General features: G+C 72.9%; 10 protein-coding genes and 3 tRNA genes. 6 read left to right on the plus strand and 7 right to left on the minus strand.

What is annotated here, in order from left to right:
• Positions 1-16: 16 nt before the first annotated feature.
• The 4 genes from ACZ7LK_RS02495 to ACZ7LK_RS02510 all read right to left on the minus strand — a co-directional run bounded on the left by ACZ7LK_RS02495 (position 17) and on the right by ACZ7LK_RS02510 (position 5,616).
• Entirely contained in the window at positions 17-1,972 is a 1,956-nt protein-coding gene (locus ACZ7LK_RS02495; protein WP_469464966.1) for an ABC transporter ATP-binding protein, read from the minus strand.
• Positions 1,972-3,705 carry an ABC transporter ATP-binding protein gene (locus ACZ7LK_RS02500; RefSeq protein ID WP_392276473.1) on the minus strand — a complete coding sequence of 578 codons (1,734 nt, stop codon included), beginning with the start codon at positions 3,703-3,705 and terminating at the stop codon, positions 1,972-1,974. Before ACZ7LK_RS02500 ends, ACZ7LK_RS02495 begins: the two co-directional genes overlap by 1 nt.
• A gap of 144 nt (positions 3,706-3,849) precedes the next feature.
• Entirely contained in the window at positions 3,850-5,292 is a 1,443-nt protein-coding gene (locus ACZ7LK_RS02505; RefSeq protein WP_392276474.1) for an FGGY family carbohydrate kinase, read from the minus strand.
• A gap of 21 nt (positions 5,293-5,313) precedes the next feature.
• Positions 5,314-5,616, minus strand: a complete 303-nt coding sequence (locus ACZ7LK_RS02510; protein ID WP_392276475.1) for a YtxH domain-containing protein — start codon at positions 5,614-5,616, stop codon at positions 5,314-5,316.
• A 171-nt stretch (positions 5,617-5,787) separates the two neighbouring features.
• Between ACZ7LK_RS02510 and ACZ7LK_RS02515 the strand changes: the two genes are divergently transcribed.
• The 5 genes from ACZ7LK_RS02515 (at position 5,788) to istB (ending at position 8,990) form a co-directional block, all read left to right on the plus strand.
• Positions 5,788-5,860, plus strand: a tRNA-Asn gene (locus ACZ7LK_RS02515).
• 5 nt (positions 5,861-5,865) lie between these two features.
• Positions 5,866-5,938 (plus strand) — tRNA-Asn (locus ACZ7LK_RS02520).
• 187 nt (positions 5,939-6,125) lie between these two features.
• Positions 6,126-6,199: transfer RNA gene (locus ACZ7LK_RS02525), tRNA-Ile, on the plus strand.
• A 288-nt stretch (positions 6,200-6,487) separates the two neighbouring features.
• Positions 6,488-7,615 (plus strand): NADH:flavin oxidoreductase, encoded by a 1,128-nt coding sequence (locus ACZ7LK_RS02530; protein WP_471138024.1) that lies wholly within the window; start codon positions 6,488-6,490, stop codon positions 7,613-7,615.
• Between the two features lie 172 nt (positions 7,616-7,787).
• Positions 7,788-8,990, plus strand: a complete 1,203-nt coding sequence (gene istB, locus ACZ7LK_RS02535; RefSeq protein WP_471138026.1) for an IS21-like element helper ATPase IstB — start codon at positions 7,788-7,790, stop codon at positions 8,988-8,990.
• Here the strand turns inward: istB and ACZ7LK_RS02540 are convergent.
• Positions 8,980-9,393 carry an organic hydroperoxide resistance protein gene (locus ACZ7LK_RS02540; protein WP_392276478.1) on the minus strand — a complete coding sequence of 138 codons (414 nt, stop codon included), beginning with the start codon at positions 9,391-9,393 and terminating at the stop codon, positions 8,980-8,982. The two genes, istB and ACZ7LK_RS02540, sit on opposite strands and share 11 nt — an antisense overlap.
• A gap of 102 nt (positions 9,394-9,495) precedes the next feature.
• Between ACZ7LK_RS02540 and ACZ7LK_RS02545 the strand changes: the two genes are divergently transcribed.
• On the plus strand, positions 9,496-9,987 hold the full coding sequence (locus ACZ7LK_RS02545) for a MarR family winged helix-turn-helix transcriptional regulator (RefSeq protein WP_471138028.1): 492 nt from the start codon (positions 9,496-9,498) through the stop codon (positions 9,985-9,987).
• Between the two features lie 160 nt (positions 9,988-10,147).
• Here the strand turns inward: ACZ7LK_RS02545 and ACZ7LK_RS02550 are convergent, their stop codons facing one another.
• On the minus strand, positions 10,148-11,470 hold the full coding sequence (locus ACZ7LK_RS02550) for a carboxyl transferase domain-containing protein (protein WP_471138030.1): 1,323 nt from the start codon (positions 11,468-11,470) through the stop codon (positions 10,148-10,150).
• Positions 11,463-12,947: an acyl-CoA synthetase gene (locus ACZ7LK_RS02555; RefSeq protein ID WP_471138032.1), complete on the minus strand. Its 1,485-nt coding sequence runs from the start codon at positions 12,945-12,947 to the stop codon at positions 11,463-11,465. The genes ACZ7LK_RS02550 and ACZ7LK_RS02555 overlap by 8 nt, the downstream gene beginning before the upstream one ends.
• Positions 12,948-12,950: the final 3 nt, after the last annotated feature.

Genomic DNA, 12,950 nt, shown 5'->3' on the forward strand with positions numbered 1-12,950 from the left:
CCGCCCCGGCAGCCGGTCAGTCGACCTCCGCCACCGCCTGCGCGAACTGCGCCGCGTACAGACGGGCGTAGGCCCCCTGTGCCGCCAGCAGCTCCTCGTGCGAGCCCTGCTCGACGATCGCCCCGTCCTCCATCACCAGGATCACGTCCGCGTCCCGGATCGTCGACAGCCGGTGCGCGATCACGAAGCTGGTCCGGCCGTGCGCCAGCCGCGCCATCGCCTTCTGGATGAGCACCTCGGTCCGGGTGTCGACGGAGCTGGTCGCCTCGTCCAGGACGAGGATGACCGGGTCCGACAGGAAGGCCCGGGCGATGGTGATGAGCTGCTTCTCGCCCGCGCTCACCCCCGCGCCCTCGTCGTCGATGACGGTGTCGTACCCGTCCGGCAGCGTCCTGATGAACCGGTCCGCGTGCGCGGCCCGCGCCGCCTCCTCGATCCGCTCGCGGGTCACCCCGCGCGACGCGGGAGCGCCGTACGCGATGTTGTCGGCGATCGTGCCGCCGAACAGCCAGGTGTCCTGGAGCACCATGCCGATCCGGGACCGCAGCTCGTCGCGCGTCATGTCCCGGGCGTCGACGCCGTCCAGCAGGATGCGGCCGCCGGTCACCTCGTAGAACCGCATCAGCAGGTTGACCAGCGTGGTCTTGCCCGCCCCCGTGGGGCCGACGATCGCGACCGTCTGGCCGGGCTCCACCGACAGCGACAGGTCCTCGATCAGCGGCCGGTCCGGGTCGTAGCGGAACGACACCCGTTCCAGCGTCACCCGCCCCGCCGGTTCCACCGGCTCCACCGGCTCCTGCCGCCCGGCGGTCCGCGGGGCGTCCGGCTCCTGCTCCTCGGCGTCCAGCAGCTCGAAGATCCGCTCCGCGGAGGCGACCCCCGACTGCACCAGGTTCGCCATCGACGCGACCTGCGTCAGCGGCATCGAGAACTGGCGCGAGTACTGGATGAACGCCTGCACGTCGCCGATGGACAGCGTCCCGGACGCGACGCGCAGCCCGCCCACCACCGCCACCAGCACATAGTTGAGGTTGGAGATGAAGAACATCAGCGGCTGCATGATCCCGCTGTTGAACTGGGCCCGGAAGCCCGCCTCGTACAGCGCCTCGTTCTGCTCGCGGAAGTCGGCCGCCGCCTCCTCCTGCCGTCCGAAGACCTTCACCAGCGCGTGGCCGGTGTACATCTCCTCGATGTGGGCGTTGAGCCGGCCCGTCGACTTCCACTGCTGCACGAAGTGCGGCTGCGACCGCTTGCCGACCTTCGTCGCCACGACCACCGACAGCGGCACCGTCACCAGCGCGACCAGCGCCAGCAGCGGCGAGATCCAGAACATCATCACCAGCACACCGATGATCGTCAGCGCCGAGTTGATGAGCTGACCCATCGTCTGCTGCATGGTCTGCGCGATGTTGTCGATGTCGTTCGTCGCCCGGCTCAGCACCTCACCGCGCTTGGCCCGGTCGAAGTACGCCAGCGGCAGACGCTCCAGCTTCGCCTGGACGTCCTCCCGCATCCGGTACACCGTCCGGTTGATCACCATGATCGACATGCGCGTCGACACCAGCATCAGCAGCCCGGCCGCCACGTACACCACCAGGACGGTCATCAGCACGGTGGCGACGGCGTCGAAGTCGATGCCCCGCCCCGGCTGGAAGTCCACCCCCGACAGCATGTCCGCGAGCCCGCCGTCCCCGTCGGCCCGCAGCCCCGCCAGCGCCTGCTCCTTGGTGATCCCGTCCGGCATCCCGCGCCCGACGACCCCCGCGAAGATCAGGTCGGTCGCCCGGCCCAGCACCTTGGGCCCGACCACCGACAGCGCCACGCTCAGCACACCGGCCACCAGCATCAGCCACAGCGTGGCCTTCTCGGGCCGGAACTGCCGCAGCAGCCGCCTGCCCGACCCCTTGAAGTCCATCGACCGCTGGTCGGGGCCCCCGGCCGCCGCCATCATCCGTCCCGCCGGCCCCGCCATCAGGCAGCCTCCGCCTCGGTCAGCTGGGAGAGCACGATCTCCCGGTACGTCTCGTTGCCCGCCATCAGCTCCTCATGGCGCCCGGTCCCCACCACCCGGCCCTCGTCGAGGACCACGATCCGGTCCGCGTCACGGATCGTCGACACCCGCTGGGCGACGATCACCACCGTCGCCTCGGCGGTCTCCGCCGCCAGCGCGGTCCGCAGCAGCGCGTCCGTCGTGTAGTCCAGCGCCGAGAACGAGTCGTCGAACAGGTAGATCTCCGGCCGCTGCACCAGCGTCCGCGCGATCGCCAGCCGCTGCCGCTGCCCGCCCGACACATTGGTGCCGCCCTGCGAGATCGGCGCGTTCAGGCCGCCCTCCATGGCCCGGACGAAGTCGGCCCCCTGGGCCACCTCCAGCGCGTGCCACAGCTCCTCGTCGGTCGCGTCCGGGTTGCCGTACCGCAGGTTCGTGGCGACCGTCCCGGAGAACAGGTACGGCTTCTGCGGCACCAGGCCCACCGTCTTCGCCATCAGCACGGGATCCACCTGCCGCACGTCCACCCCGTCGACCAGCACCTCGCCGCCCGTGGCGTCGAACAGCCGCGGCACCAGGCCCAGCAGCGTCGACTTGCCGCTGCCGGTCGAACCGATGATCGCCGTCGTCTCACCGGGCCGGGCCACCAGGTCCACCCCGCGCAGCACCGGCTCCTCGGCACCCGGGTAGCGGAAGTCCGCCCCCCGCACCTCCAGGTGCCCGCGCCGCGGCAGCTCCCGCACCGGGGAGACCGGCGGGATCACGCTGGACTCCGTACGCAGCACCTCCTCGATGCGCTCGGCGCACACCTCGGCGCGCGGCACCATCATGAACATGAAGGTGGCCATCATCACGGCCATCACGATCTGCATCAGATACGCCAGGAAGGCGGTCAGCGCGCCGATCTCCATCCCGCCGCCGTCGATGCGATGCGCGCCGAACCAGACGACGGCGACGCTGGAGATGTTGACCACGGTCATCACGGTCGGGAACATCAGCGCCATCAGCCGGCCGGTCGACACCGACACCTCGGTCAGGTCCGCGTTGGCGCGCGCGAACCGCTCCCGCTCGTAGGCGTCCTTCACGAACGCCCGGATCACCCGGTTGCCGGTGATCTGCTCGCGCAGCACCCGGTTCACCGTGTCCAGCCGCTCCTGCATCGCCCGGAACAGCGGCCGCATCCGCTTCACGATCAGCGAGACGGCGATGCCCAGCACCGGGACCACCGCGATCAGCACGCCCGACAGCGGCACGTCCTGGCCGAGCGCCATGACGATGCCGCCCACGCACATGATCGGCGCCGACACCATCAGCGTGAACGCCATCAGCACCAGCATCTGCACCTGCTGGACGTCATTGGTCGTCCGCGTGATCAGCGACGGCGCCCCGAAGTGCCCGACCTCCCGCGCGGAGAACGACTGCACCCGTTCGAAGACCGCCGCCCGCACGTCCCGGCCGAGCGCCGACGCGGTCCGCGCGCCGTAGTAGACGGCAGCGATGTTGCAGACCACCTGCACCACCGAGATCGCGATCATCAGCGCGCCGAAGGTGAGGATGTAGCCGGTGTCACCCTTGACGACACCGTTGTCGATGATGTCCGCGTTGAGCGTGGGCAGGTAGAGGGTGGCGCACGTCTGCAAGAGCTGGAGCGCCACCAGCAGGACTATGGGCCGTTGGTACGGCCCCAGATGGATCCGGAGAAGTTGTCTGAGCACGGGTTCAACTATCGCCCGCCCCGCCCGCCCTGACGACTCGGTTTTCCCCGTCCTTTGCCCCGTCCGGGCCGATCGTCACCGGACCGCCACGCCCGGACCCTCCGCCTCCGCCGCCGCGGCCCCCGTTTCCGCCCCAACCGCTCGCTAGAGCGAGAACGCCCCGGGATGGAGCTGCTCGCGCGTCGCCCCGTACTGCTGGCGCACCGCCTGCCCGACCGCGAGCTCCTCGCCCGGCTCGAACACCTGGGCGGCGGCGCCCTGCCAGGCCGGCGGGGACTGCGGCGACAGCACGCCCTGCGAGACCCCCAGCGCCCACGCCGCCTGCCGTGCCGCGCCGAGCGCCGCGTAATCGGCCGGCTGGGGTACGACCACCTGCGCGCCGAAGATCGCCGGCGCGGCCGCCTGCACCGCGGGCAGCTCCGCCGCCGCCCCCAGCAGGAACACCCGCCGCACTTCCACGCCCCGCCCGCGCAGCACGTCCATCGCGTCCGCCAGCGAGCACAGCATGCCCTCGAACGCCGCCCGCGCCAGGTGCTCGGGCTTCATCGACTCGCGCCGCAGCCCGCTCAGCGTCCCGGCCGTGTGCGGGAGCTGCGGAGTGCGCTCACCCTCCAGGTACGGCAGCAGCACCAGCCCCGAGGCGCCCGGCGTCGACTTCAGCGCCAGCGCCGACAGCTCCTCCAGGCCCCCGCCCAGGCCCAGCATCTCGGCGGTCCCGCGCAACGCCCGTACCGCGTTCGACGTGTGGACGACCGGCAGGTGCATGCCCGCCGCGTCCGCGAACGCCGTGATCATCCCGTGCGGATCGGCCGACGCCTCGTGATGCACCGCCATCACCGACCCCGACGCCCCGAGCGACACCACGGCGTCCCCGAGCCCGAGCCCCAGCCCGAGCGCGGCCGCCATGGTCTCGCCGGTCCCCGCCGAGATCAGCAGCCCCTCGGGAGTCATCCCGGCGGCCTCGGCGGGCCCCAGCACCTCCGGCAGCGCCGCCTGGTGCCCCAGCGCCAGCTCCACCAGGTCCGGCCGGTACGCACCCGAACCCGCCGACCAGTAGCCGGTGCCCGAGGCGGCGCCCCGGTCCGTGGTCCGGCGCACCGGACGGCCCAGGAGCTGCCACACCAGCCAGTCGTGCGGCTGGAGCACCATCGCCACCCGCGCCGCCGCCTCAGGCTCCGTCCGGGCGAGCCACCGCAGCTTGGCCACCGGCTGCGCCGCCTGCGGTACGCAGCCGACCGCCTCGGCCCACGCCCGGCGCCCGCCGAGCGCCTCGACCAGGTCCGCGGCCGCCACCTGGGCCCGCTTGTCGTTGCCGACCAGCGCCGGGCGCACCAGCGAGCCCTGCCGGTCCAGCGGCACCAGACCGTGCTGCTGGGCGGACACACCGATCGCCTGGACGCCCTCGAGCAGCCCGCCCGACGCGGCCTCGCCCAGCGACAGCAGCCACGCCTGCGGGTCGACCTCCGTGGCCTTCGGTTCGACGGGGTGCGGTGCGTAGCCCTGCCGCAGCACCGCACCCGTTTCCGTGTCACAGACGACGATGCGCGTGAAACCCGACGAACTGTCCAACCCGGCGACTATCCCCATGGGGATAGATTCTGCCGCACCCTAGGTGTTACTGGTCCCCCACTCGTCCTGGCCGTTGCCCTGGCTGCGCTCCCGCAGCGAGCGCACCCGCTCGGCCACCGACTCGGGCATCCGGTCGCCGACCTTGTCGCTCACGGTGTGCAGCGCCTTGCCGGCCACCTCCCGCCCGGTCTGCGCGGCCGATTCGGCGGCATTGCGCACCGCCGGGTTGTGGGAGAACTCGCGCGCGGACTTGCGGAGCTGTTCGTAGCGCTCCCGTCCGGCACGGGTGCCGAGGACGTAACCGAGGGTCAGTCCAACGACGAACGTGACCTTGTACCGCATGGCTGCCACCCTTCCGTAGGCGTCGGTGCTGGCCGCCTACCCGTAAGGGCCGGAGATCACCCCGGGGAACCGATTGGCGGAGCACCCCCCTGCTTGCGCTAATGTATGTGTCGCAGCGAGCGAGCGCCGCCCGGGAGACCCCAGGTGGGTACGTTCGGTGCAACGCAGCAATCCCCTGTAGCTCAATTGGCAGAGCAGCCGGCTGTTAACCGGCAGGTTACTGGTTCGAGTCCAGTCGGGGGAGCGCGATCCCCTGTAGCTCAATTGGCAGAGCATTCGGCTGTTAACCGGAGGGTTACTGGTTCGAGTCCAGTCGGGGGAGCGGTACCAGGAGAGGGCCTTTCGAGGCCCTCTCCTTGTTTTTCCGCCCCGGTTCGCCCCCGGCGGGAACCATCCGGGCCGCGGCGCGGTCTCCATGGTCGTGCGTTGCCGACCATCCGGAGCAGGAGATCGTATGAGCGGCTATGCTGCGGCAGACGGCGCGCACAAATGTGCGCGACGCGCCGTAAGGGGCGGTAGCTCAGCCGGTTAGAGCAGCGGACTCATAATCCGTCGGCCGTGGGTTCGAGTCCCACCCGCCCCACCGCAGTCCAGCGGTGAAGAAACGATTCGAGCAGCGCTTTCGCTGCTCGGAGCACCGCAGTGCCCCCGGGGTGACCGCTTCCCCCGGGTGTCCCACGGCCGTGAAGTGCCGTACACGGGCCGCCTGTCCGGCGGTCCGACCCCCGCCCCCTTCCGCGGGGCCGGCGTGTCCCGGATCACAGGGTGGTCCGGGCGGTGGCCGGGAATCGGGGCGCGAGCGGGGAGGTTGACGCATGCACGCGTTCAATGCACGTGCACATACCGTCTGGTACCTCCGAGGAGCACCCCCGTGACCGTCACCGAGCCCGCCGCCTCCCGCGCGGCCGACATCCTCTCCCGGCCCGTCACGCTGAACGGTCTGACCGTTCCCAACCGCATCGTGATGGCGCCGATGACGCGCCAGTTCTCCCCGGGCGGCGTGCCCGGCGAGGACGTGCGGTCGTACTACGCCCGCCGTGCCGCCGCGGGGGTCGGGCTGATCGTCACGGAGGGGACGTACGTCGGCCACGAGTCGGCCGGGCAGAGCGACCAGGTGCCCCGGTTCCACGGCGAGGAGCAGCTCGCGGGGTGGGCCGCCGTCGCCGAGGCCGTGCACGCGGCGGGCGGCACGATCGTGCCGCAGCTCTGGCACATCGGCATGGTGCGGCGGCAGGACGACCCGCCCTTCGCCGGCGCTCCCGCGGTCGGCCCCTCCGGCATCCGCCTCGACGGCACCGAGGGTGCCGGCAGGGCGATGACCCGGGGTGACCTGGACGACGTCATCGGCGCCTTCGCGGAGGCCGCCGCGGCCGCCGAGCGCATCGGCTTCGACGGCGTCGAACTGCACGGCGCCCATGGCTACCTCCTCGACCAGTTCCTGTGGGCGGGCACGAACCGCCGTACCGACGCCTACGGCGGCGACCCGGTGGCCCGCACGAAGTTCGCGGCCGAGATCGTGGCCGCCGTGCGCGAGGCCGTCTCGCCCGGCTTCCCGGTCCTCTTCCGCTACTCCCAGTGGAAGCAGGACGCCTACGACGCCCGGCTGGCCGAGACCCCGGAGGAGCTGGAGGCGATCCTGACCCCGCTCGCCGCGGCCGGCGTCGACGCCTTCCACGCCTCCACCCGCCGCTACTGGGTGCCGGAGTTCGAGGGGTCGGACCTGAACCTCGCCGGCTGGACCAAGAAGCTCACGGGCCGGCCCGCCATCACCGTCGGGTCCGTCGGCCTGGACGGCGACTTCATCCGGGCGTTCATGGGCGAGGGCGCCCCGCTCCAGGGCATCGACAACCTGCTCGACCGCCTGGAGCGCGACGAGTTCGACCTGGTCGCCGTCGGCCGCGCCCTGCTCCAGGACCCCCAGTGGGCGGCGAAGGTGCTGGCGAACCGCCTGGACGAGCTGAAGCCCTACGACGTGGCGGCGCTCAAGACGCTGAGCTGACGTCTGCTTTCGCCGTCGCACCCCCCGCCGGTCCTCCGGCGGGGGGTGTTCCGTCTCCGGCGGCAAGGGGTGTTGTCCTACTGGAATTCTATTAACCCCAACGGGTGGCACGAATTCAGATTGTCGGTGGCGGCGCACAAGAATGACGAACCTCCCGGCCGTTGGAGGTCTCGTGTCCCGCTCCGCCCCGCCCCCGTCGACCATGACCACCCTGGGGTGCGCCCTCTTCGCGACCCGCTGGCTCCAGGCCCCGCTGTACTTCGGTCTGGTGGCGGCACAGGGGGTGTACGTCTACAAGTTCTTCAACGAGCTGTGGCACCTCGTCCACCACGTCATCAGCGGTCACGCGGACGAGACGCACGTCATGCTGGCCGTGCTCAAGCTGGTCGACGTGGTGATGATCGCCAATCTGCTGATCATGGTGATCGTCGGGGGGTACGAGACCTTCGTGTCCCGGATCGGCCTCCAGGGGCACCGGGACCAGCCCGAGTGGCTGTCGCACGTCAACTCCAACGTGCTGAAGGTGAAGCTGGCCACCGCCATCGTGGGGATCTCCTCGGTGCACCTGCTCCAGATGTTCGTGGACGTGCACCACACCCCCCGGCACGACCTGTTGTGGGGGACGGTGATCCATATGGCGTTCATCGCCTCGGCCGCGATCCTCGCCTACATGTCGGGGCCCATGGCCGCGCACGAGGCCAGGCAGCACCCCGTGCCGGGGGCGCCCCCGGAGGCGGCCGTACCGGCCCAGCGGGAGGGGCGGCGGGAAACGCCGGAGGAGCCGGCGGCCGGGGCCGAGGGGCGGATCGAGGCCGCGGGGTTCCCGGCCCGGAAGGTGCTGGAGACGTTCGACGAGGGGCACCTGCGGGCGCCCGGGCCGCAGGTGATCGCCCGGCTCGGGAAGGTGGACTTCGTGGGCCGGAAGGCGAACGTGGTGCTGCTGGGCGGTCCCGGCACCGGCAAGACCCACCTGGCCGTCGCCCTGGGCGTACGGGCGTGTCAGGCGGGCCACCAGGTGCTGTTCGCCACCGCCGCCGAGTGGGGCGCCCGGCTCGCGGACGCCCGGGCCGCGGGACGGCTGCGCGAGGAGCTGGCCCGGCTGGACGCGTACCCGCTGCTCGTGGTCGACGAGGTGGGGTACGTGCCCTTCGACGCCGAGGTGGCGCAGCTCCTCTTCCAGCTTGTCTCGCACCGCTACGAGCGGGGTTCGCTGATCGTCACCGGCAACCGGCCGCTCGGCCGGTGGGACGAGGTGTTCGGCGACGGCGCGACGGCCTCCGCGACGGTGGACCGGCTGGTCCACCACGCGGAGGTGGTCACCCTCGACGCCGACAGCTACCGCACGCGCCGGCTGGACCCGAGCCTCACTCGATGACGAGCTCGACCGGGATGTTGCCGCGCGTGGCCTTGGAGTAGGGGCAGTACGCGTGGGTCTTCTCCAGCAGGTCACGGCCGGCCTCGCCCTGGAGGTGGTCCGGGAGCTCGACGCGCATCACGACCGCGAGGCCGAAGCCGCCGTCCGTGTCCTTGCCGATGCTGACCTCGGCGGTCACCGAGGCGTCCTTGACGTCGATCTTCTCCTGGCGGCCTATCGAGCCCATCGCGCTGGCGAAGCACGCCGCGTACCCGGCGGCGAAGAGCTGCTCGGGGTTGGTGCCCTGGCCGTTGCCGCCCAGCGCCTGGGGGAAGCCGAGCGGAAGGTCGATCTGGCCGTCGGAGCTGACCGCGCGGCCCTCGCGGCCGTTGGCGGTGGCGACAGCGGTGTACAGGGCGTCCATGGGACTCGTCCTCTCGGAAGGGTGCGTGGCGTGGTGCCGGAGATATTTGTATCGCACGATTCAGTTGTGCACAACTGAATCGCGTTCGCGTACCCTGTGTCCATGGACACGTTCGGGACCGTGCGGGACGAGGACTTCCTCCGCCTCGACCACCAGATCTGCTTCTCGCTGCACGCCGCCACACGCGCCTTCAACGGCGTCTACCGCACCGCGCTCAAGGACCTCGGCCTCACCTACCCCCAGTACCTGGTGATGCTGGTCCTCTGGGAACACGGCGAGCTGCCGGTCAAGCGGATCGGCGAGCACCTGCGGCTGGACTCCGGCACCCTGTCCCCGCTCCTGAAGCGCCTGGAAGCGGCCGGGTACGTCGAGCGGCGGCGCAGTGCCGAGGACGAGCGGTCCGTCACCGCCCGGCCCACCCCCGCGGGCACCGAGCTGCGGGAGCGCGCCGTCGGCGTCCCGCGCCGGATCGCCGTCGCCACCGGGCTGCCCCTGGAGGAGATCCGCGCGCTGCGCGACCGGCTCGATGAACTGACCACCGCCCTGGACGCCGCGGAGGCCGGCGCCACGGCGGACTGCGCCACGGAGGAGTGAGCCACGGAGGAGTGAGCCACGAAGGAGCGGGCCGGGGAGGACAGCGCCACGGAGGAGTGAGCCGCCCCCCGGGCGATGCGGGGCGCGCCGGAGGGGGTGAGCGGCGGGGGAGCGGGCCGGGCGCGCGCCCGGCGGGGCCGCCGGGCGCGCCGGCCCGTCGTCAGACGATGCCGCGCACCAGCCCGAGGTCCAGCAGGTCCTGGGGGCGCAGGCGGAGCTGCTCCGCCGTGCGCGGCGCCTCCTCGGGCGGGCGCTTCAGGATGGCCGCCGCCAGCTCCGGGGCGATCACCGAGAAGTAACTGTCCCGGGTGGCCCAGGTGTTGCCGGGCGCGGCCAGGGCCAGCGCGCCGCCCGAACCGCCCTCGCCGATCAGGAGCGTCGTCACCCCGACCCGCGCACCGGCGACGGCCGCGAACGCGTCCGCGATCGCCGCGCCCGCACCCGCCCGCTCCGCCTCGGCGTCGTTCGCCGCGCCGGGGGTGTCGACGAGCGTCAGCACCGGGATGCCGAGCCGGTCGGCGAGCCGGATCACCCGGGCCGCCGTGCGATAACCCGCCGGGCGGGTCGCCGTCCCGCACTGGGCGACGTACGCCACCGCGCCCGCCCCGGCGCGGATCCCGACGCCGCACAGCGTCCCCGGGTCCGTACCCCCGCAGCGGTCGCCGACGAGCGGCAGCCGGTCCGTGAAGTACGCGTCCAGATACGCCTCGGCGCGCGGGCGGGCCGGGTCACGCGCCTGCCGCACCGCGTCCCAGCCGCTCGCGGGCAGCGCGGTGCCGACGAGCGCGGAGGGCGGCGGGACCTCCGGCGCGGGGCCGGTCAGCGCGGCCAGCCAGCGCGCCACCGTCCCGCGCAGCTCCTCCGGGCGCACGACCGCGTCGACATGCCCCGCCGCGAGCTGGCCCTCGGCCGTGTACGCGGCCGGGTCGGCGTCCGGCGGGCGCACCCGCGACCCGGCGAACCCCACCTGCGCCCCGGGCAGCGCCAGGATCACGTCGGCACCCGCCCCCACCGTCGCCCAGCCGCCACCGGTCGCCGGGTCGCGCAGCACCGCGACGTGCGGCACGCCGGCCTCCCGCAGCAGCACCGACTCGCGCGCCACCCGCTGGAGCTGGGTCAGCGCGACCATGCCCTCCTGCATCCGGCTGCCCCCGGTCGCGACCAGCGAGACCAGCGGGATCCGCTCCTCCCGCGCCAGCCGGTACGCCGCCTCCAGCCGGTCGCCCGCCCGCTCGCCCAGCGAGCCGCCGAGGAACCCGAACTCGAAGGCCAGCACCGCGCACGGCCGGCCGCCGGCCAGCGCCCTGCCGTACACCACGGACTCGGCCTCGCCCGTGCGCTCGGCGGCACGCGCGCGGGAGGCGCCGTACCCCTCCCAGGACAGCGGGCCGTCCGGCGCGCACGTCCGGCCGGGCGGGGTGTGCTCCGTGAAGGCGTCGGTGACCAGCGCGACGGCCTCGCGGGCGGACAGGCGCTCAGCCACGGAGCGCCCGCTTCAGGATCTTGCCCATGTCGTTGCGGGGCAGCACCTCCAGGTACCGGACCACCCGGGGCCGTTTGTGCGGGGCGAGCTGCGCCGCGACGTGGTCGGCCAGCTCCTGCCCGGACGGCGGCGCCGCCGGGTCGGCGGGGACGACCCACGCCACGATCCGCTCGCCCAGGTCGGCGTCCGGTTCCCCGGTCACGGCGGCCTCCCGCACCCCCGGGTGGTCGAGCAGCGCGTTCTCGATCTCACCCGCGCCGATCTTGTAACCGCCGCTCTTGATCAGGTCGGTCGCCTTGCGCCCCACGATCCGTACCGACCCGTCCGCGTCCCGGACCGCCATGTCGCCGGTGCGGAACCAGGTCCCGTCGAACGCGGCGGCCGTGGCGTCGGGCCGGTTCAGGTACTCGGTGAACAGGTTCGGGCCGCGCACCTGGATCTCGCCGACCGTCTCCCCGTCGTACGCCGTGATCTCCGTGCCGTCCTCCTCGACCAGCCGCAGGTCGACCCCGGGCAGCGGGACGCCCACCGAGCCGGTGCGCGGCTCGACGTCGTCCGCCCGGACGCTGGTGTTCATCAGCGTCTCCGTCATCCCGTACCGCTCGATCACCCGCCGTCCCGTCAGCGCGGCGATCCGCTCGTGGTCGTGCACGGGCAGCGCCGCCGACCCCGACACCAGCAGCCGCGCGCCGGCCAGCGCCTTGGCCAACTGCGGGTCGTCCGCCAGGGCTTCGGCGACGCGGTGGTACATCGTCGGTACGCCGAACAGCATCGTCCCGCCGTCCGCCAGCTCCCGCGCCACCCCGCCGGTGGTGAACCGGCCCAGGTGGCGCACCGATCCGCCGCGCCGCAGCGGTCCCAGCACGCCCAGGATCAGCCCGTGGACGTGGAAGAGGGGGAGGGCGTGCACCAGGACGTCGTCGGACGTCCACCCCCAGGCGTCCTCCAGCGCGTCCAGCGTCGCGGCGACGGCCCGGCGGGACAGCACCGCGCCCTTGGGCGGGCCGGTGGTGCCGGAGGTGTAGACGACCAGCGCCGGGTCCGCGGGCGACGCCGGCTCGGCGCGCGGCGGGACCCCGGCCCCGCCACGCTCCCCGGCTCGGTCCCCGGACCCGTCGGCGGGGACGCCGGTGGGGATGTCGATCCGGGGCAACGACGCCAGGGCAGGGGGCAGTTCGGCGTCCGCGGCGGCCAGGACGAGCGCCGGGCCGCTGTCGGTGACGATGTGCGTCAGCTCGCGCTCACCCGTCTTCGGGTTGAGCGGTACGGCCGGCACGCCCGCCAGCAGCGCGGCGACCACGGCGACCGCCGTCTCCAGCGTGGGCGTCGCCCACACGGCGACGCGCCCCGCCCCGTCCAGCCGGGCGGCCAGCGAACCGGCGACGGCCCGCAGTTCGCCGTACGTCAGCGAACGGTCCCCGAACCGCAGCGCGGGCCGTTCGGATCCGGCGTCCAGGGCCGGAAAGAGCGAACTCACTCG

It is taken from the genome of Streptomyces sp. NPDC039423, from assembly GCF_055598725.1.

Excerpts from the sequence above, each read along its gene's own strand:
- ACZ7LK_RS02495 (WP_469464966.1), bottom strand. The coding sequence starts at position 1,972 with ATGGCGGGGCCGGCGGGACGGATGATGGCGGCGGCCGGGGGCCCCGAC.
- ACZ7LK_RS02505 (WP_392276474.1), bottom strand. The coding sequence starts at position 5,292 with ATGGGGATAGTCGCCGGGTTGGACAGTTCGTCGGGTTTCACGCGCATC.
- ACZ7LK_RS02510 (WP_392276475.1), bottom strand. The coding sequence starts at position 5,616 with ATGCGGTACAAGGTCACGTTCGTCGTTGGACTGACCCTCGGTTACGTC.
- ACZ7LK_RS02540 (WP_392276478.1), bottom strand. The coding sequence starts at position 9,393 with ATGGACGCCCTGTACACCGCTGTCGCCACCGCCAACGGCCGCGAGGGC.
- ACZ7LK_RS02545 (WP_471138028.1), top strand. The coding sequence starts at position 9,496 with ATGGACACGTTCGGGACCGTGCGGGACGAGGACTTCCTCCGCCTCGAC.